The sequence below is a fragment of the Actinomadura sp. RB99 genome, assembly GCF_014706005.1.
In the GTDB taxonomy this organism is placed as follows: domain Bacteria; phylum Actinomycetota; class Actinomycetes; order Streptosporangiales; family Streptosporangiaceae; genus Spirillospora.
Genome location: NZ_JABMCA010000053.1, coordinates 50,560 through 69,302, shown reverse-complemented (window position 1 = coordinate 69,302; position 18,743 = coordinate 50,560). Strand labels below are relative to the sequence as shown.

The following is an 18,743-nucleotide window of genomic DNA, read 5'->3' as shown; positions in this document are numbered from 1 at the left end:
CCCCGGCCCGCCCGGCCGGCCGGCACGCCGCCCCCGCGCCCGAGGGCGCCCCGGCCGAGCAGCTCGCGCTGCGCGGCCGCACCGAGAAGATGTCCCGCATCCGGCAGACGATCGCCCGCCGCATGGTGGAGTCGCTGCAGGTGTCGGCGCAGCTGACCACCGTGGTCGAGGTGGACATCACCAAGATCGCGCGGCTGCGCGAGCAGGCCAAGGCCGACTTCCAGTCCCGCGAGGGCGTCAAGCTGTCCTTCCTGCCGTTCTTCGCGCTGGCCACGATCGAGGCGCTGAAGGCGCACCCGAAGGTCAACGCGGTCATCGACAGCGAGACCAACGAGGTCACCTACCACGACGTGGAGAACCTCGGCATCGCGGTGGACGTGCCCGAGCGGGGCCTGATGGTCCCGGTCGTGCACAACGCCGGGCAGCTCAACCTGGGCGGCCTCGCGCAGCGGATCGCCGACCTCGCCGAGCGCACCCGCACCAACAAGGTGAGCCCGGACGAGCTGTCCGGCGGCACGTTCACGCTGACCAACACCGGCAGCCGCGGCGCGCTGTTCGACACCCCGATCCTCAACCAGCCGCAGGTCGGCATGCTCGGCACCGGCGCCGTCGTCAAGCGGCCCGCCGTCATCGACGACCCGGAGCTGGGCGAGGTCATCGCGGTGCGGTCGATGGTCTACCTGGCGCTGACCTACGACCACCGGCTGATCGACGGCGCGGACGCCGCCCGCTTCCTCGGCACCATCAAGCACCGCCTGGAGGAGGGCAACTTCGAGGCCGACCTCGGCCTCTGACCGAACGCGGCCGTCGCTTCGCACGCCGCACCGGACCCCGCCGCCCCGCCCGGGCGGCGGGGTCCCGCGCGTTCCCGGGGAAACCCGGTCCCGGCCCGGCGGAAACACGGGACCCGGATGAGAATCTCAGCGTTCGCCGGCGCCGTCCCCGTAGGCTGGGGACATGAGGGTGACCGTGACGGGCTCGTCGGGCCTGATCGGATCGGCGCTGGTGCGGGCGCTGCGGGAGGACGGGCACGACGTCGTGCGGCTGGTGCGCCGCGAGCCGTCGGCACCGGACGAGGCGCGCTGGTCCCCCGCCGACGGGTGCGTCGAGGCGGCGGCGCTGGAGGGCGCCGACGCCGTCGTGCACCTGGCGGGCGCGGGCGTCGGCGACCGGCCGTGGACGAAGGCGTACAAGCGCCGGATCCGGGACAGCCGGCTCGACGGCACCCGGACGCTCGCGGAGGCGATCGCCGCGGCGGGCCGCCGCCCGCCGGTGCTGGTGTGCGGGTCCGCGATCGGCTTCTACGGCGACACCGGCGACCGGGAGGCCGACGAGAAGTCCCCGATGGGCGCCGGGTTCCTCGCCGCGCTCGTGCGGGACTGGGAGGCGGCCGCCGCACCGGCCCGCGAGGCGGGCATCCGGGTCGTCTACCCGCGCACCGGCGTGGTACTGGCGCGCGGCGGCGGGATCCTCGGGCGGACGCTGCCGCTGTTCCGGCTCGGGCTCGGCGGCCGGCTCGGCGACGGGACGCAGTGGACGAGCTGGATCTCGCTCCCCGACGAGGTCGCGGCCCTGCGGTTCCTGATCGAGCACGAGGTGTCGGGGCCGGTGAACCTCACCGCCCCGGACCCGGTGACCAACGCCGCGTACACCGAGGCGCTGGCGCGGGCGCTGCACCGCCCGGCGCGGCTGGCCGTCCCGAAGGCGGTGCTGCGGGCCGCGCTGCGCGACTTCGCCGACGAGGGCCCGCTGGTCAGCCAGCGGGTGCTGCCGCGGCGGCTGGAGCACGCCGGCTTCCGGTACCGGCATCCCGACGTGGACTCCGCGCTGGCCGCCCTCCTGTGACCGGCCGACGCCGACGCGCCGAGACCAAGATTGGCTAAAATCACGGACGCTCCCGCTCGGTGGCCATACGGTGACATTGAGAGAGCTTGCCGACGTGGAGGGCGAATGAGCACCGACGGACAGCCGCACATCCTCGCCATCGGCGGGGGCACGTTCGTCCCGGACGGCCGGGAGGGCATCGCCCCGAGCCCGCTGATGCGCTACGCGCTCGACCTGACCGGGCAGGACCGCCCCCGGATGTGCTTCCTGACGACGGCGGTGGGCGACGGCGCCGAGTACGTCGCGCGCTTCTACGCCGGGTTCTCCCAGCTGGACGCCGAGGTCAGCCACCTGTCGCTGTTCCCGATGCCGAGCGTCCCGGACATGCGTGCGCACCTGCTCACCCAGGACCTGATCTACGTGTCCGGCGGCAGCGTCGCGAACCTGCTGGCGCTGTGGCGGCTGCACGGCCTGGACGAGATCATGCGGGAGGCGTGGCAGGAGGGCGTGGTGCTGTCCGGGCAGAGCGCGGGCGCGCTGTGCTGGCACGTCGGCGGCAACACCGACTCCTTCGGCCCGCAGCTGCGGCCGCTCACCGACGGGCTGGGCTTCCTGCCGTACTCGTGCGGGGTGCACTACGACAGCGACCCGCAGCGCCGCCCGCTGCTGCAGCAGCTCGTCGGCGAGGGCACGCTGCCCGGCGGGTACGCGGCGGACGAGTCGGTCGGCCTGCACTACGTCGGCACCGAGTTCGTCCAGGCCGTGTCGTACCGGCAGGACGCGGGCGCCTACCGGGTCGAGCCGGACGGCCCCGCCACCGCGAAGGAGACCCGGCTGGAGCCCCGCCGGCTGGCGTCCCTCTGAGGAAGCGGTCGGCGGGCGGCATAGGCTGGCGGGCGTGAGTGATCTGGACGTGCGGGGGGCCGCACCCGAGACGCCCCCCGGAGAAGCGCCGGCGACCGGCCGGCTGGTGATCGTCCACGCGGGCTTCGGCACCGCGGCCGTCCCCTACCTGGACGGCTGGGAGCTGCAGAAGCGCACGCACGCCCGGCGCGTGGACGACCTGATCCCCGACACCGTCCTGCTGATGGAGCACCAGCCGGTGTACACGGCGGGCAAGCGGACCGCGGCGCTCGACCGGCCGTTCGGCGACCCCGGCGCCCCGGTCGTGGACGTCGACCGCGGCGGCAAGATCACCTGGCATGGGCCGGGGCAGCTCACCGGCTACCCGATCGTCCGGCTGCCCGACCCCGCCGACGTCGTCTCCTACGTGCGGCTGCTGGAGCGGATGATGATGGCGGTGTGCGCCGAGTTCGGCCTGGAGACCACCACGGTCGAGGGCCGCAGCGGGCTGTGGGTGCCCGGCTCCCCCGACCGCAAGATCGGCTCGATCGGGATCCGGGTGGCGCGCGGGGTGGCGATGCACGGGTTCATGCTGAACTGCGACAACGACATGGGCTGGTTCGACAAGATCGTGCCGTGCGGCATCCGGGACGCCGGGTCCACGAACCTCAGCCGCGAGGTCGGCCGGGACGTCCCCGTCGCCGAGGTGACCCCGCTGGTGGAGCGCCACCTCGCGGAGGCGCTCGGCGCGCGGGAGACCTTCCACCGGACGAGGGCGCATCTCGACGCCTGATCCCGGCGGTCAGTCGTTGGGGAACATCACCTTGTAGACGGCGTGGCCCTCGTCCGCCGCGGCCCGGTAGAACGCGACCAGGGCCTCGTAGGCGGGCTTCAGGACGCGGTCGCGGGCGGCGGAGTCCATCCGGCCCGCGTCCTGCACGCCGGCCTGCACCATCACCGCCGGCTCGAAGCGGCCGGCGACGTGGCCGAACGGCGTCGCCGCCAGGTGGTCGGCGGCCGGCTTCACCCGGTCCGGCGCCAGGTAGATCACGTCCATGCCCAGCTCGTCGGCGCCGTCCTCGGTGAGCAGCCGCCCGCCGCACACCACGTCGGCCTCCGGCTGGCGCCCCTCCCAGGGGTCGCCGGTCACCAGGTAGTGCAGCGCCTGCCACGTCCCGCCGATGTCCAGCGGCGCGAACGGCACGCGGCGCCGCCAGTCCCGTTCGCCGAACACGCGCCGGGCGATCCGGGTGGGATCCGGCTCACCCTCCAGCACCGGCGGCACCCTGAGGTACGACATTGCCAGACCCACTGCGGTCCTCCATGCGAACGCTGTTGCGTGACGACAGGGAGTCACCCTAGAGAGAACCGCCGGTGGCCATGCACCGAAACACGCGAATCGACGGTGTGAGCGGGGTAACGTCACACGTTCGAGATACGTCCGATACTGCTGCGTTAACTGCGCCGGGCCGCCCGCGGCGGCCTCCCCGCTGCCTCCGCCCCGACGCGCGCGATGTGCCGGTCCGCTGATCGCGACGTACCCTGAACAGGTGACGACGGTGACACCTGAGGGGCGCAAGCTCCTGCGCATAGAGGCCCGCAACAGCCAGACCCCGATCGAGCGCAAGCCCGAGTGGATCAAGACGCGGCTGAAGATGGGCCCGCAGTACAAGGAGCTCATCGGCCTGGTGAAGTCCGAGGGCCTGCACACGGTGTGCCAGGAGGCGGGCTGCCCCAACATCTTCGAGTGCTGGGAGGACCGCGAGGCCACCTTCCTCATCGGCGGCGACCAGTGCACCCGGCGCTGCGACTTCTGCCAGATCGACACCGGCAAGCCCGCCGCGTTCGACCGGGACGAGCCCCGCCGCGTCGCGGAGTCCGTCGCCACGATGGGCCTGAAGTACGCCACCGTCACCGGCGTCGCCCGCGACGACCTGGAGGACGGCGGCGCCTGGCTGTACGCCGAGACGGTCCGGCGGATCCACGCGGCCGTGCCCGGCTGCGGCGTCGAGCTGTTGATCCCGGACTTCAACGCCGTCCCCGAGCAGCTCGCCGAGGTCTTCTCGTCCCGTCCCGAGGTGCTGGCGCACAACGTCGAGACCGTCCCGCGGATCTTCAAGCGGATCCGGCCCGGGTTCCGCTATGAGCGGTCCCTCGAGGTGATCACCAAGGCGCGCGAGGACGGCCTGGTCACCAAGTCGAACCTGATCCTCGGTATGGGCGAGACCCGCGAGGAGGTCTCCGCGGCGCTGCGCGACCTGCACGAGGCGGGCTGCGAGCTGATCACCATCACCCAGTACCTGCGGCCGAGCCCCCGCCACCACCCGGTGGAGCGGTGGGTGAAGCCCGAGGAGTTCGTCGAGCTGAACGCCGAGGCCGAGGAGATCGGCTTCGCGGGCGTCATGTCCGGGCCGCTCGTCCGCTCCAGCTACCGCGCCGGACGCCTCTACAAGCAGGCGATCGAGGCCCGCCAGAGCTGATTCCGGCGGTCCGGACCGTCCTCGCCTGCGTTTCGCCGTGCGAGGACGGTGTCGGGCCGGGGGTCCCGGCCGACTATCCTTGGGTTCATGTCGAAAACGCCCGCGGACGGGAGCCAGGAGCGTCCGGGCCGCCTCAAGCAGATCCGCATGGTCGCCCAGGTGCTCCGCCAGGCCGACCCGAAGGCCCTTCCGATCGTCGCCGCGTCGGCGATCGGCACCCTGATCGTCGTCATCGTGATCGGGCTGGTGATCGGCCGGCTGTGGTTCTTCGTCCCGCTGGGCATCCTCGCCGGCGCCGCCGTCGGCCTGATCGTCTTCGGCCAGCTGGCGCAGCGCGCGCAGTACAAGGTCATCGCCGGGCAGCCCGGCGCGGCCGCCGCGGTGCTGAAGAACATGCGCGGTGACTGGACGGTCACCGAGGCCGTCAGCGGCAACCGCAACCTCGACATGGTGCACCGCGTCGTGGGCCGTCCCGGCGTCATCCTGGTCTCCGAGGGTCCGCGCAACCGGGTCGGGCAGCTGCTGGGCGCGGAGAAGAAGCGGATCTCCCGCGCCGCGCAGCAGGTGCCGATCTACGACGTGCAGGTCGGCGACGACGAGGACCAGATCCCCGTCGGCAAGCTGCAGCGGCACCTGATGAAGCTGCCCCGCAACCTCACCAAGGCGCAGGTCGGGGAGCTGAACGACCGGCTGCAGGCGCTGCCCCGGTCGATGCAGATGCCGAAGGGCCCGATCCCGAAGGGCGCGAAGATGCCGAAGGGCCCCAAGCCCAAGATGCGGTGACCGCACCGCCGGTACCGCACCGCCGGTGGAGCGCCCCCTCGGGGGCGCTTTTCCGTTTCCGGGCCGCGTTTCCCGGGCCGGATCTCCGGGTCAGATGGTGACGACGGCGGTGTTGGACGCGCGGTCGTGCATGCCGCGGTAGTCGCGGTCCCAGATCAGCGCCGGGACGACGAGGACCAGCAGGAGCGACCGGGCGAACCCCATGAGGAACCCGACGGGCCGGCCGTCCAGCCGCACCACCCGGATGCCGCACAGCCGCTTGCCGATCGTGGTGCCGATCGTCGCGGTGAGCAGCCACGCCTGGATCCCGAAGATCACCAGCGTCCACAGGCTGCGCTGCGGCGCCGACCAGTCGAGGGCGGCCGCCAGGCCGCTCGCGACCAGCGTCGACAGCGCCCAGTCGATGAACAGCGCGAACAGCCGGCGGCCGTAGGACGCGACGGCGCCGCTCCCGCTCTCCGGCAGCCCGAGGCGCTCGCCGGGACGGCCGAGGTCGGCTCCCGCCGCGCGCGCGCCGCCGAGCCACGTCTGCGTCCATCGCGGCCGTGCGGCCTGCTGCTCTTTACCACCGCTCATGGCCTCTACGCTATCCGCTCCCCTGGCGGGTTCCGACCCGGCTCCCCAGGGGAGGGGACGAGGGTGGGGGCAAGGCGGGGGCGTCCTTGGAGCAGGGCGCCGGCGCCCCGCTTAACACAGCCGAAACATATGGGACACGGCCGGGAAACGGCCCCGCCGTAGGCTGCGAGACGCCCAAGAGCGCACCAAGGAGGCTGGATGTTCAGCAGCGCCGAAGAGGTCCTGAGCTATCTCGAGAACGAGGACGTCAAGTTCGTCGACTGCCGGTTCGTGGACCTGCCGGGCAAGATGCAGCACGTCACGATCCCGACCGGCAACTTCGGGCGGCGGGCCTTCGAAGACGGCATGATGTTCGACGGTTCGTCCGTCCGCGGGTTCCAGGAGATCCACGAGTCGGACATGCTGCTTCTCCCGGACCCGGCCACGGCCGTCCTGGACCCGTTCCGGCAGCACAAGACGCTGATCCTGAACTTCTTCGTGCACGACCCGCTGACGGGCGAGCCGTACAGCCGCGACCCCCGCAACGTCGCCAAGAAGGCCCAGGACTACCTGCGCGGGACCGGCATCGCCGACACCGCCTACTGCGGTCCCGAGGCCGAGTTCTACATCTTCGACGACGTCCGCTTCGAGACGAAGCAGAACGCCGGCTACTACTTCCTGGACTCGGTGGAGGGCGCCTGGAACACCGGCCGGGAGGAGCCCGGCGGCAACCTCGGCGCCAAGCCCGGCTACAAGGGCGGCTACTTCCCCGTCCCGCCGATGGACCACTACACCGACCTGCGCTCGGAGATGGCGACGCAGCTGCTCGCCTCCGGCATCGAGGTCGAGCTGCAGCACCACGAGGTCGGCACGGCGGGCCAGTCGGAGATCGGCGTCCGCTTCGACACGCTGCTGAAGGCCGCCGACAACCTGCTGCTGTACAAGTACATCGTCAAGAACGTGGCGCGGGGCGCCGGCAAGACGGTGACGTTCATGCCGAAGCCGATCTTCGGTGACAACGGGTCGGGCATGCACGTCCACCAGTCGCTGTGGAAGGACGGCGCGCCGCTGTTCTACGACGAGGTCGGCTACGCGGGCCTGTCGGACACGGCGCGGCACTACATCGGCGGCCTGCTGCGGCACGCCCCGTCCCTGCTGGCCTTCACGAACCCGACGGTCAACAGCTACCACCGGCTCGTCCCGGGCTTCGAGGCGCCGGTCAACCTGGTGTACTCGCAGCGCAACCGGTCGGCGTGCATCCGCGTCCCGATCACCGGCTCGAACCCGAAGGCCAAGCGCATCGAGTTCCGCGTGCCGGACCCGTCCTGCAACCCCTACCTCGCCTTCTCGGCGATGCTGATGGCGGGCCTGGACGGCATCAAGAACAAGATCGAGCCGCCGGAGCCGATCGACAAGGACCTCTACGAGCTGCCGCCGGAGGAGGCCCGCGCGATCCCGCAGGTCCCCGGCTCGCTGCCGGCCGTCCTGGCCGCGCTCGAGTCCGACCACGACTACCTGCTGGAGGGCGGCGTCTTCACCCCGGACCTCATCGAGACCTACATCGCGATGAAGAACGAGTTCGAGATCGACCCGGTCCGCCTGCGCCCCCACCCGCACGAGTTCGAGCTGTACTACGACGTGTGATCGTCGTCGGGGAAGGCCCGCGAGGACGCCTCGCGGGCCTTTCGCGTTCCCGGGGGTCAGGCGATCCGGCGGGTGTAGACGACGCGGTCGACGAGCCGCTCCGCCTGGCCGGGCGGGGTGAAGTAGAGGTCGAAGCGCGGGTGCGCGCCGAGCGTGATGACGGTGCGCATAGGGATGGTCTTACCGAGGTACTCGGGGCCGAGGATGCCCGGGTCGGTGAACGTGCCGGGGATCGACAGCACCGAGGTGACCTGAGACAGCGCCGGGCCGCGGTAGGTCATCGCGGTCGGGGTGACGCCGTCGAACGTCGTCCACTCGTAGCGGCGGTCGATGTTGGAGAAGCCGAGGACGCCGAGCCGGAAGTACTTCTTGCCGCCGAGCGTGCCGTCGGTCCGCTCCTGGAGGAACCGGCCGCCGGTCTTGGCGATCCAGCTCGTCCGGACGGTGATGTCGCGGGACACGATCGGTGTGCCGTCGCCGCTGAGGATGTAGTTCTCCTTGACGGCCTTCCAGGTGCCGGCGAGCTGGTCGAGGCGGTGGTGGAAGGGGCCCGGGTCCAGCGGGCCGGCGCTCGGCCGGGCCTCCGGCGGGGCGGTGGCGGAGGCCGCGGCGGATCCGGTGAGCCCGAGGATCGCGGCGGCGGCGACGGGCAGGACGAGCTTCTTCAGCATGATCGGTCTCCTCTGGTCACGCGAAGGACGCGGCGTGCGCGGCGGCCCACTGCTCGAAGGTGCGGGGCGGACGGCCCGTGACGTCGCGGACGGTGGTGGTGACGACCGATTCGTCCAGCGAACCGGCGACGTAGAAGTCGAAGAACGCGTCCACGTACTTCTCGGGCATGTTCTGGAGCATCTCCTTGCGGGCCTCGTCGTCCGGCAGGGCGTCCAGGCGCAGGTCGCGGCCCAGCACGCCGCCCAGGATCCGGAGCCGGTCGGCGGGCCGCAGCGGCTCCGGGCCGGTGACGCGGAGCACCTGGCCGCGGTACTCGTCCCGCAGCAGCGCGGTCGCCGCGACGGCGCCGATGTCGGCCGGGTCGATCACCGCGATCGGCACGTCCGCGAACGGGGCGCGCACCACGTCGCCGGCCTTGAGCTGCGGGATCCACTCGAACGTGTTGGACATGAACCCGTTCGGCCGCACGAGGGTCCACGCGAGCCCGGAGTCGCGGACGGCCACCTCCGACTCGATCATGTAGCGGCTGACCGCGTTGGTCGTGTCGCCCGACTCCACCGAGGACCCCGACAGCAGCACCACGTGCTCGACCCCGGCGCGGCCCGCCTCGGCCAGCAGGTCCGCCGTCCCGTCGTAGCCGGGCAGCAGGAACAGCCCGCGCACGCCCCGCAGGGCCGGCACGAGCGTCTCCGGCTCGTTCAGGTCGCCGGTGACGTACTCGACGCAGTCCGGCGCGTCCGCCGGGGCCCCGCCGCGCGTCAGCGCCCGTACCGGCTCCCCCGCCGCCGCCAGCGCCGCCGCCACCTCGCGCCCGACATTGCCGGTCCCGCCCGTCACCAAGAACATCGCTCCGCGCTCCCCTCTTTGTTAGGGAACGTTCCCTAACAAAGCGGTACGCTAGAGCCATGCGTCGGATATGGCAAGGGGTCCGGTGATGCGCCGCAGCGCCGCCGAGACACGGGAGCACCTCCTGGAGGTCGCCCACGACCTGTTCTACTGGCAGGGCATCAAGGGCGTCGGCGTGGACAAGATCGCCGCCACCGCCGGCGTCGCGCCCACGACCCTCTACCGGCTGTTCGCGTCCAAGGACGACCTGATCACCGCCTACGTCATCCGCGCGGACGGCCTGTACAAGGAGTGGTTCGACGCCACCGCCGGCGACGAGGGGCGGCCCGCGCGCGCCCGGATCCTCGCGCTGTTCGACGCGCAGACGGAGCAGATCCAGCCGGACCGCTGCCGCGGCTGCCCGTTCCTCATGGCCCTCGCCGAGATCCCCGACGCCGCCCATCCCGCCCACCAGGCCGCCGCCGGGACGAAGCGGTGGGTCCGCGCCCGCTTCGCCGACCTCGCGGCGTCCGCCGGGGTCGCCTCCCCCGACGACGTCGCGGACCAGCTGGCACTGGCCTTCGAGGGCGCCTACGCGTCCGTCCAGGCCCTCGGCGTCGACGGCCCGGCCCGCCACGCCCGCCGCCTCGCCGAACTCATCCTCGACGCCGCGTCCGGACCCGCCTGACAGGGGTCTTCCGGGCCGTACACGACCTGTGCACCGCCGCGCCACGGCGGTGCACAGGTCGGTCCAGCAGTCGCCGACCCGTCGGAACGCCTAGCTGGTGCGGGTGGTGTGGGTCCACTTGTAGTACTTGTCGGCGACATTGGCGTAGGTGATGTGGGACGAGTAGACGGCGGCACTTCCGGATGGGGAGGTGCGGAGGCGGTAGAACCACATGTCGCCGAGGCTGTCGTAGGCGCCGATGTAGCCGTCGCCGTAGCCGAACAGCTGGCTCGCGGGACGGGACGAGTTGCACCTGCTCAGCCAGACGGCGTTGTTGTAGGTCTTCCAGTCCGTGGTGAGGCAGGTGCCGGTGGAGCGGTTCTTCAGCTCGTTGTAGGTCCTGCCGCCGCCGATCCAGTCCCACTGCTGCGTCTTGCCGCCGGTGCAGCCGGCGACCCACACCTTCCCGGTCGAGGAGCCGGTGAGGCACTTGCCGCTCTGGCCGCTCTTGAACGTCCAGTAGACGGCGGCGGCGGAGGCCGGGGTGAGCGAGCCGGAGACGGCGACGAGGGAGGCGGCGAGACCGGTGGTCAGCGCGAGGCGCGCGGGCCGCGAGGTGATCTTCATGGTCCGGGAGCCTGGCGAGGGCGGGCCAACGCCCGCGATCACGGTCGTTGAGCGCGGCGGGCCGGAGCATGAACGCTGGGTGTACGGCAGGCGTCCTGGGCCCTAAGACCCACTGACGCCCGGGGCCTGAGACCTCGCCCGCCCCCAGGGCCGCGCACCCCAGGCCGAAAGACCCCGGGTCCTAGGACCACCCGTCCGCCGCCCCCCGCCCGCGCCAAGGCCGCGGCCAGCCTGTCCAGATGCCCCGCGTCCGTCATGCGTCGTGCCAGGTGACGGTGTCGGAGTCGCGGCACGCCTCGGCGACCGGGCCGAGGTCCACGTAGACGGCCCGGCCGAGCGGGCAGAGCGCCACCCGGCGCACGCGTCCCCACGTACCCGGCGGCGCCTCGGCCAGACCCTCCCCAACGTGCCGCCGCGCCGCCTCACGGTCGTCGGTGACACCGCCCGCCCCACCGTCCACGAAAACGTCCCACGTGAAGAGTTCGCAGACCTTGCGATGGTGTTGTGTGTTCGCCATGTGACGCAGAGTGCACAAGGGGTGGACGCGGAGTGGACAGGGTTTCTGTCCCCTGGTTCAGACGAGGAGACCGATGCGGTTGGCGAGGTCGCGGGCGCCGCGCCGCACGTCGGCCGGGCCTTCTGAGGCGAGCTCGACGGTCATGCGGCGGGCGTAGCCGTTGTAGCGGACGGTCTCGGGCGCGGTGGTGTGGGCATCGTCGAGGGCGGCGAGCGTCGCCCCCGCGTCGCCGGTCGACCGCCACGCGCGCGCTACCTCGACCAGGTGGCGGCCGCGGCGGGGCCGCGACGGGATGGTGGCGCGGGCCGCGCGGGCCGCGTGCCTGCGCGCCTCGCCGGCCTGGCGGAGTTCGACGGCGATCGTCACGGCGTGCGCACCCATGATGACCTGCGAGAACGACGTCATCGGGTCATAGTGCGCGGGTGGCAGCGACCGGGCGATGCGGTCGGCCTCGTCCCACCAGCGCCACGCGGTGCCGGCCTGCCCTGCGCGCGCGGCGGTGTAGGCGACCTCGTGGTGGAGGGCGCCCCACATGGCCCGCAGGGGGACGTCGTCGTCCGTGATGCGGGGCCGCAGCCAATCGAGGCCCTCGCGGTTGACCGCCTCGGCCGCATCGAAGTCGCAGGCGTCCCGGTGCGCCTGGGCGGCGAGCCACACGGCGCCACCGAACGCCTTCGGGTCCTCGGACTCCTCGGCCGCCATGATGCTGCGCTCGACGACGCGCCAGAGGAGGTCGGCGGACGGCTGGTAGGCGAGGAAGAACTGGGCGAGGTTGTAGATCTGCGCGAGCAGCGACAGGGCGCGGCGCCGCTGCGCGCCCTCGTAGGTCCGGACGGCGCGCTTGGCGTCCCGGATCAGGTCCGGCAGCAGGGCGCCGAGCACGGTGCGGTGGTCGGGTGCGGCGTGCCGGGCGCGCCACGCCGCGTCCAGCCGGGACTGGAGGTGGGAGAGCGGCGGGGGCGGGTCGGTCATCGAGACGGCGACGGCGTTGATCGCGTCGCGGACGGCCCCGAGCGCCGGGTGCCCGGGTCCCCGGAACATCCTCGTGGGCATCGGGCCGCCGCCGGTGAGGCGCGCGACGTCCCGCAGCTTCAGGGCCTCGGCGAGGCTCAGCAGCGTGGGGAGCTTGGGCTCGCCGATCTCGCCGCGCTCCACGGCTTTGACCCACCGGCCGTTCCTGCCGATGAGGCCGCCGAGCACCTCGCGGGACATCCCGCGCCGTTCCCGGAAGTAGCGGATGCGTTGCCCGACGGTCAGGTCGGGGTCGGCCGGATCGATGCCTCGTTCGTCCATGTCCCGCCGCCTTTCGAGGGGTCTTGGGGTCCAGGTTAGGCGGGGTGGGCGCCGTGGACGGGGGTCTCCAGGACGAAGTCCTGGCGGTGGGTGCGGCCGGTGGTGAGCAGGACGCGGGCCACGGCGGGCGTGTGCCCCCGGGCGAGGAGCAGGACGGTGACGAAGTCCTCCGGGAGGCCGGCGGCGGCGTAGCGGCCCTCGTCGTCGGTGCGGGTGCGCATGAGCTGGCGGCCGCCGGTGGCGAGGACGGTGACCAGGGCGTCGGCGACGGGGTCGCCGGAGGCGGTGCGGACGGTTCCGACGAGGCCGGGGACCACCTCGCCGAAGTGCTCGTGGTGCGCAGGGCTGACGGCGTGCGGGGCGGGGGCCTCGAAGGTGGGGTCCTCGACCAGCTCCTCTTCGGCGGCGGCGCCGGCCTCGGCCTCCGCGCCCTTGCGGTGCTGGACGTAGGCGCCGACGCCGACCAGGGCGAAGCCGGCGGCGGCCCAGCCGCACAGGACGAGGGTGGGCCGCAGCAGCCCCTCGTAGTCGAAGTAGAAGACGCCGTGCAGGGCGTCCAGGAGGTTGCCGAGCGGCATGACGGGATGCAGCGCGCGGAAGAAGCCGGGGACGAGCTGGTACGGGATGGCGCCGCCGCTGGACGGGATCGACAGCAGCACGAACAGGGTGATCGCGACGCCCGGGATGAACTGCCGGACGAACGGGACGAGGCCGTAGGTGAACTGGGCGACCGCCTGCGTGATCAGGAAGCCGTAGGCGATGGCGACCGGGTCGTTGGGGACGACGTCCATGGCGAGCGCGACGTAGAACCCGACCACGGCCATGAACGCGCCCAGGACGGCGAGGGTGAGGACCTTGACGCGGCGGCTGAGGGTGACGGCGCGCATCAGCATCATGACGGCGATGTAGGGCGCGATGTTCCAGGCCATGGACAGGTAGAACAGGCCGGTGCCGGTGACGTCGCCCCTGGCGGTGGGGACGAGTTCGACGGTCCGGATGGTCTGCCCGCCCTGTTTCGCGACACTGGTGAAGGTGCTGGTGGCGGCCTGTTCGAGGAAGGTGCCGTCGGCCTTGGCGATGAAGAGGGTGGCCTGGGCGGGGCCTTCGACGCTGTAGGCGGCGACGGCCTGGCGGCTGAGGATCTTCTTGCGGGCGTCCGACGCGTCCCCGACGGGGATGATCTCGAACGCGCCGGGCGCCTTCCGGTCGAGCGCGGGTCCGAGCCGTCCCGCGACCGCCGGCGGGGACACCGCGACCCGCACGTCGTGCGGCTCCGGCGAGTGGAACGGCAGCATGTAGCAGATCAGGAAGCCGAAGAAGAACAGCAGCGGGAACCACAGGCTTCCGGCGAGCGACGTCAGCAGGGTCGGCTCGTCCTCGGACTCGTCGGTCACGCGCGGGGACCTTTCTGGACGGATCGGGCGGCACGCGCGTGGAGCACGGGCGCGGCGCTGGCATCATGTGCCGGGAGATCGCGGCGGAGGGAGCGGCGGGCGGGATGGCGGGCGACCCCAAGGAGGTCCTGCGGAGCGGGCTGGCTCTGCTGGACGCCGCCCATGCCCTGGTCGCCGATCACCGGCGCGCGGTCGGCGCGGTGCACGAGGCGTTGGGGCCGCTGCGCGCGGACGCGGCGCGCGGTCAGCTGGCGGAGATCCCGGTCGCGCGGCTGAAGGACGTGACGGACGGGCGGCTGCGGCTGGCGCCGCTGGAGCAGGCCGGGCTGGCGACCGTCCTGGACGTGCTGGACGCGACGCAGTACCGGCTCCAGCTGGTGCCGGGCGTCGGGCCGCAGACGGCGGCGCAGATCCAGGCCGCGGCGCGCAGCCTGGCGGAGGCGGCGGAGCGCGCGGCGGGGATCCGGATCGACGCCGGGCGGCGGGAACCGGCGACGACCGCGCTGGTCGTGGCGCTGCACCGGCTCGTGAACGCGGGTCCCGAGCTGCGGCGCGCCCGCAAGGCGGCCGACGAGCTGGCGGAGCGGCTGAGCCCGCTGGCGCACGACGCGCGGCCCGCGGCGTCGTGGTGGCGGCGCGTCGTCGCGCTTCCGGCGCGCCGGGAACGCGCCCGCCGCGCGCTCGCGGAGCTGGCGGACGCGGTGGAGCACGCCCGCGAGGAGCGCCTGCTGATCTCGCAGGCGTCGGTGGACCTGCTGCGTCCGGGCGCGTCCGCCGACGAGGCGTGGATCGACTACGAGCTGCGCGGGTCGGACTACCAGACGCTGCTGGCGGAGCTGGCCGCCGTGGGGCCCGAGCGGGCCGCGGCGGAGGGGTACCTGCCGGACGACCTGGCCGCACGGGTCAAGGCGCAGCCGCTCGACGAGACGTACCGGCGGGTGTCGCTGCGCGGCTACCAGTCGTTCGGAGCGCGCTTCGCGCTCGTCCAGCGCCGGGTGATCCTCGGCGACGAGATGGGCCTCGGTAAGACGGTCCAGGCGATCGCCGCGATCGCGCATCTGCGCGCGGAGGGCGCGACGCACTTCCTGGTGGCGTGCCCGGCCAGCGTGATGATCAACTGGGTGCGGGAGATCGAGGACCGCAGCCGGCTGGCGGCGCGCCCCCTGCACGGTCCCGGCCGGGCGGCGGCGCTGGCGGAGTGGGCGGACGCGGGCGGCATCGCGGTGACCACCCTCGACACGCTGCACGCGCTGGACGTCCCGGACGAGGTGCCCGTCGCGATGGCCGTGGTGGACGAGGCGCACTACGCCAAGAACCCGGAGACGCGGCGCGCAAAGGCGGTGGCCGCGTGGTGCGCGCGGGTCGAGCGGGTGCTGTTCCTCACCGGCACGCCGATGGAGAACCGCGTCGAGGAGTTCCGCAGCCTGGTCGGGCACCTGCGGCCCGACCTCGTCCCGTCGATCAGGCCGAGCGACGCGGCGGTGGGGCCGCGGGCGTTCCGGCGGGCCGTCGCGCCCGCGTACCTGCGCCGCAACCAGCGGGACGTGCTGGTCGAGCTGCCCGAGGTGCAGGAGATCGAGGAGTGGGAGGAGTTCAGCCCGGCGGACGAGGCCGCCTACCGGCAGGCCGTCGCGGACGGCAACTTCATGGCGATGCGGCGCGCCGCGTACGCCGACCCGAAGCGGTCGGCGAAGCTGGCGCGGCTCACCGAGCTGGTCGACGAGGCGGACCGCAACGGGTTGAAGGTCGTGGTGTTCTCCTACTTCCGGGACGTGCTGGCGGCCGTGGAGCTCGTGGTGGGCCCGGCGGCGCGCGGGCCGATCTCCGGGTCGATGCCGGCGGCGCGGCGGCAGCAGCTGGTGGACGACTTCACGGCCGAGCCGGGGCACGCGGTGCTGCTGGCGCAGATCCAGGCGGGCGGCGTGGGGCTGAACCTGCAGGCCGCCTCGGTGGTGATCATCTGCGAGCCGCAGGTGAAACCGACCATGGAGGAGCAGGCGATCGCCCGCGCGCACCGCATGGGGCAGGCCCGGACCGTCCAGGTCCACCGGCTGCTCACCCCGCACGGGGTGGACGAGCGAATGCTGCGGATCCTGCGGGGCAAGGCCCGGTTGTTCGACGAGTACGCGCGCCGCAGCGATCTCGCGGAGCGCACGCCGGACGCGGTCGACCTGTCCGAACAGGCCCTCGCGCGGCAGATCGTCCAGGAGGAGCAGGAGCGGCTCGGCACCGCGCCGTGAGCGCGCGGCGCGGCGCCGCGCCGGCGGGAAGAAGCGCCGTGTCCGGCGCGTTCGGGCTGGCGGGCCCGGTTCGGGCCGCCGACGATCGGAGGGGAAGACATGGCCGAGGTCAGGGTGGAGCGCACCGAGGACGGTTTCCAGGCCGTCAACGGGCGGGGCGCCCGCGTCGCCATCGGGGACGGGGACACCGAGGGCGCGTTCACGCCGGTCGAGCTGCTGCTGGCGGCGCTCGGCGGCTGCGAGCTGGTGACCGTGGAGCCGCTGACGGCGCAGCGCGGGCACCGGATGGCGCGGCTCGCCGCGACCGTCCAGGCGGAGAAGGTCGAGACCAGCAGGCTCGGCACCATCACGGTCACCTACGACGTCGAGCTGCCCGAGGGCGACGACAAGGCCGAGGACGTCCTCAAGGCGGTCGCCAAGCGCGTCCACGAGCGGTACTGCACCGTCGGGAACGCGCTGAAGGAGCCGATGAAGGTCGACCAGATCGTCTGACCCCGGGCCCGTCGTGGACGGCGGGCCGGCCGACGCCGGGTCACTCACACGTCGCGCCCTTCGCCGGGAGCAGCCCGTCCAGCAGGTAGGAGTCCACGACGCGGCGGACGCAGGCGTCGCCGGAGTCGTACGCGCCGTGCCCCTCCCCCTTGAGGGTGAGGAGCGCGGCGCCGCCGCCGAGCGACGTCACCAGCGCGGACGCCCACGCGTACGGGGTGGCGGGGTCGCCGGTGTTGCCGACGACCAGGATCGGCGCGGCGGTCGGCGCGGACACCTCGCGCGCGGCGTCGTCGCCCTTGACGGGCCACCCGGTGCACTGCAGCAGGCCCCACGCCATCGACGGCCCGAACACCGGTGACGCCTCGCGGAACCGCGGCATCAGCCGGCGGACGTCCGCGACGGTGTAGCGGTCGGCGCCGTCCGCGCAGGTGATCGCGGTGTTGGCGGCCGTGAGGTTGTCGTAGGCGCCGTTGGGCTTCCGGCCGTTCTGCAGGTCGGCGAGCATCAGCAGGAGCGTCCCGTCGTGGCGCTTGACGGCGTCCACGAGGCCCTGCGCGAGGTACGGCCACGCCTGCTTGCTGTAGAGGGCCGCCGCCGCGCCCGTGTCGCCGAGGCTCTGCGTGAGCACGCGGCCCCCGGACGTCTTGAGCGGTTTGCGGTCGAGCCCGGCGAGGATCTTCTCGGTGGCCGCCGCGACGGACGCGCCGTCGCCGCCGAGCGGGCACGCCTTCGGGCCGAGCCGGGCGCACGCCGCGCCGAAGTCGACCAGGGCGTGCTGGAACCCGGCGGCCTGCTGGAGGCCGAGCTCCGCGGTGGTCAGCCTCGTGTCGACGGCCCCGTCCAGCACGGCGCGCCCGACGTTGCCGGCGAACTGGTGCGCGTAGTTGCCGCCGAGCCACGTGCCGTAGGAGATCCCGAAGTAGTTCAGCTTCGGGTCGCCGACGGCGGCGCGGATCGCGTCCAGGTCGCGGGCGGCGTCGAGCGTCCCGACGTGGGGCAGCAGCCGTCCCGACGCGGCCTGGCACGCCTTGGCGTAGGACGCGCGCCGCGCCAGGTAGGCGGCCTCCTCGGCGGAGGTGTCGGGGGTGTCGTCCTCGGCGGTGATCTGGTCCATGGTCCGGTCGTCCACGCAGGTGACCGGGGCGCTGCGGCCGACGCCGCGCGGGTCGAAGCCGATCAGGTCGTAGCGGGCGTTGAGGGTCGCGTACTCGGACGCGGCCTGCGCGAGGGTGTCGACGCCGTCGCCGCCGGGGCCGCCGAAGTTGAACAGCAGCGAGCCGATCCGGCGGCCGGGGCCCGTCGCCGGGATCTTCAGCAGCGCGAGGTCGATCGTCCCCGAGGAGGGGGCGGCGCGGTCCAGGGGGACTTTCAGGGTCGCGCACCGGTACCGGGACTGCGAGGCGCCGGACTCGGAGGCGGGCAGGCCGGTGCAGCGCTTCCACGCCGGCTTCGGGACGGTGCCGTCCGTCACGGCGGCGGCCCGGAAGGCCGCCGCCCGGCCCGGGCGGTCCGTCCACCCGGAGCATGAGATCAGTCCGAAAGCGGCCAGCGTCGCCGTGCTTGCCGTCGCAATGCCGGGTATGGACCCGATCAAGGTCATTCGTCCCCCTGCTCGTTCGTGGGGGGCCGAACGTGATCTACCCATGGCCTCCTATGCTGATTCCTGATCAAGTTCACAGGCTCCGAACGGAGGCAGGACCCCGGCTCCCCCGGGGCCCCTCCCCCGAAAGTCCGGATGCCGCGTCAGGGTCGTACTACTCAGGTCTGAGACGAAGACCATTCGCGGCGGTGATCTCAAATGGGGGCCGCGAGGCGAAGATAGGTAACATGGCTCATTCCGCCCCCCCAGCAGCGCACCAAGGCCGGTCCGGCGCCGGCCGCGGTGAG

19 protein-coding genes are annotated in these 18,743 nt (G+C 72.9%); 10 read left to right on the top strand and 9 right to left on the bottom strand.

From position 1 onward, the window contains the following. The 4 genes from sucB to lipB all read left to right on the top strand — a co-directional run. Window positions 1-794 (top strand): 2-oxoglutarate dehydrogenase, E2 component, dihydrolipoamide succinyltransferase (gene sucB, locus amrb99_RS35025; RefSeq protein ID WP_206700224.1); only part of this gene is annotated, 794 nt, incomplete at its 5' end. A 163-nt stretch (window positions 795-957) separates the two neighbouring features. Further along, window positions 958-1,845, top strand: coding sequence for a TIGR01777 family oxidoreductase (locus amrb99_RS35020; protein ID WP_190864376.1), 888 nt, complete (start codon window positions 958-960; stop codon window positions 1,843-1,845). A 105-nt stretch (window positions 1,846-1,950) separates the two neighbouring features. Then, window positions 1,951-2,688 carry a peptidase E gene (locus amrb99_RS35015; protein WP_190864374.1) on the top strand — a complete coding sequence of 246 codons (738 nt, stop codon included), beginning with the start codon at window positions 1,951-1,953 and terminating at the stop codon, window positions 2,686-2,688. Between the two features lie 103 nt (window positions 2,689-2,791). Next, window positions 2,792-3,460, top strand: a complete 669-nt coding sequence (gene lipB, locus amrb99_RS35010) for a lipoyl(octanoyl) transferase LipB (RefSeq protein WP_241756213.1) — start codon at window positions 2,792-2,794, stop codon at window positions 3,458-3,460. A gap of 9 nt (window positions 3,461-3,469) precedes the next feature. Here the strand turns inward: lipB and amrb99_RS35005 are convergent, their stop codons facing one another. After that, complete coding sequence (locus amrb99_RS35005) at window positions 3,470-3,967, bottom strand: YfbM family protein (protein WP_194737447.1); 498 nt, start codon at window positions 3,965-3,967, stop codon at window positions 3,470-3,472. Window positions 3,968-4,217: 250 nt separating this feature from the next. On the opposite strand from amrb99_RS35005, the gene lipA reads away from it, so the two are divergent. After that, a complete protein-coding gene (gene lipA, locus amrb99_RS35000; RefSeq protein WP_190864367.1) occupies window positions 4,218-5,147 on the top strand; it encodes a lipoyl synthase in 930 nt (309 codons plus the stop codon). Between the two features lie 87 nt (window positions 5,148-5,234). After that, a complete protein-coding gene (locus tag amrb99_RS34995; protein WP_190864365.1) occupies window positions 5,235-5,930 on the top strand; it encodes a DUF4191 domain-containing protein in 696 nt (231 codons plus the stop codon). A gap of 90 nt (window positions 5,931-6,020) precedes the next feature. On the opposite strand, the gene amrb99_RS34990 is transcribed toward amrb99_RS34995, so the two are convergent. After that, entirely contained in the window at window positions 6,021-6,506 is a 486-nt protein-coding gene (locus amrb99_RS34990) for an RDD family protein (RefSeq protein ID WP_190864362.1), read from the bottom strand. 198 nt (window positions 6,507-6,704) lie between these two features. Here amrb99_RS34990 and glnA point away from each other — a divergent pair, with 198 nt between their 5' ends. Then, the gene (glnA, locus tag amrb99_RS34985; RefSeq protein ID WP_190864360.1) at window positions 6,705-8,129 is read left to right on the top strand and encodes a type I glutamate--ammonia ligase; all 1,425 of its coding nucleotides are present in this window, start codon (window positions 6,705-6,707) and stop codon (window positions 8,127-8,129) included. Window positions 8,130-8,185: 56 nt separating this feature from the next. On the opposite strand, the gene amrb99_RS34980 is transcribed toward glnA, so the two are convergent. Continuing rightward, the gene (locus amrb99_RS34980; protein ID WP_190864358.1) at window positions 8,186-8,800 is read right to left on the bottom strand and encodes a DUF1579 family protein; all 615 of its coding nucleotides are present in this window, start codon (window positions 8,798-8,800) and stop codon (window positions 8,186-8,188) included. A 16-nt stretch (window positions 8,801-8,816) separates the two neighbouring features. Then, window positions 8,817-9,647 carry an NAD(P)H-binding protein gene (locus amrb99_RS34975; RefSeq protein WP_190864355.1) on the bottom strand — a complete coding sequence of 277 codons (831 nt, stop codon included), beginning with the start codon at window positions 9,645-9,647 and terminating at the stop codon, window positions 8,817-8,819. Between the two features lie 88 nt (window positions 9,648-9,735). Here amrb99_RS34975 and amrb99_RS34970 point away from each other — a divergent pair, with 88 nt between their 5' ends. Further along, window positions 9,736-10,314 carry a TetR/AcrR family transcriptional regulator gene (locus amrb99_RS34970; RefSeq protein WP_206700223.1) on the top strand — a complete coding sequence of 193 codons (579 nt, stop codon included), beginning with the start codon at window positions 9,736-9,738 and terminating at the stop codon, window positions 10,312-10,314. A gap of 90 nt (window positions 10,315-10,404) precedes the next feature. Here amrb99_RS34970 and amrb99_RS34965 read toward each other — a convergent pair whose 3' ends face one another. From amrb99_RS34965 to amrb99_RS53415, 4 genes are all read right to left on the bottom strand, one after another. Beyond that, entirely contained in the window at window positions 10,405-10,920 is a 516-nt protein-coding gene (locus amrb99_RS34965; protein ID WP_190864350.1) for an RICIN domain-containing protein, read from the bottom strand. A gap of 253 nt (window positions 10,921-11,173) precedes the next feature. Then, entirely contained in the window at window positions 11,174-11,437 is a 264-nt protein-coding gene (locus amrb99_RS34960; RefSeq protein ID WP_190864348.1) for a hypothetical protein, read from the bottom strand. Window positions 11,438-11,494: 57 nt separating this feature from the next. Then, window positions 11,495-12,730 carry a helix-turn-helix transcriptional regulator gene (locus amrb99_RS34955; protein WP_190864345.1) on the bottom strand — a complete coding sequence of 412 codons (1,236 nt, stop codon included), beginning with the start codon at window positions 12,728-12,730 and terminating at the stop codon, window positions 11,495-11,497. 35 nt (window positions 12,731-12,765) lie between these two features. Next, window positions 12,766-14,124, bottom strand: coding sequence for a carboxypeptidase regulatory-like domain-containing protein (locus amrb99_RS53415; protein ID WP_206700222.1), 1,359 nt, complete (start codon window positions 14,122-14,124; stop codon window positions 12,766-12,768). Between the two features lie 65 nt (window positions 14,125-14,189). Between amrb99_RS53415 and amrb99_RS34945 the strand changes: the two genes are divergently transcribed. Both amrb99_RS34945 and amrb99_RS34940 read left to right on the top strand, forming a co-directional pair. Next, window positions 14,190-16,364 (top strand): DEAD/DEAH box helicase, encoded by a 2,175-nt coding sequence (locus amrb99_RS34945; protein WP_190864343.1) that lies wholly within the window; start codon window positions 14,190-14,192, stop codon window positions 16,362-16,364. A 99-nt stretch (window positions 16,365-16,463) separates the two neighbouring features. Further along, window positions 16,464-16,856, top strand: coding sequence for an OsmC family protein (locus tag amrb99_RS34940; protein ID WP_190864341.1), 393 nt, complete (start codon window positions 16,464-16,466; stop codon window positions 16,854-16,856). A 40-nt stretch (window positions 16,857-16,896) separates the two neighbouring features. On the opposite strand, the gene amrb99_RS34935 is transcribed toward amrb99_RS34940, so the two are convergent. Then, window positions 16,897-18,327 (bottom strand): alpha/beta hydrolase, encoded by a 1,431-nt coding sequence (locus amrb99_RS34935; RefSeq protein WP_190864339.1) that lies wholly within the window; start codon window positions 18,325-18,327, stop codon window positions 16,897-16,899. Between the last annotated feature and the right edge of the window lie 416 nt (window positions 18,328-18,743).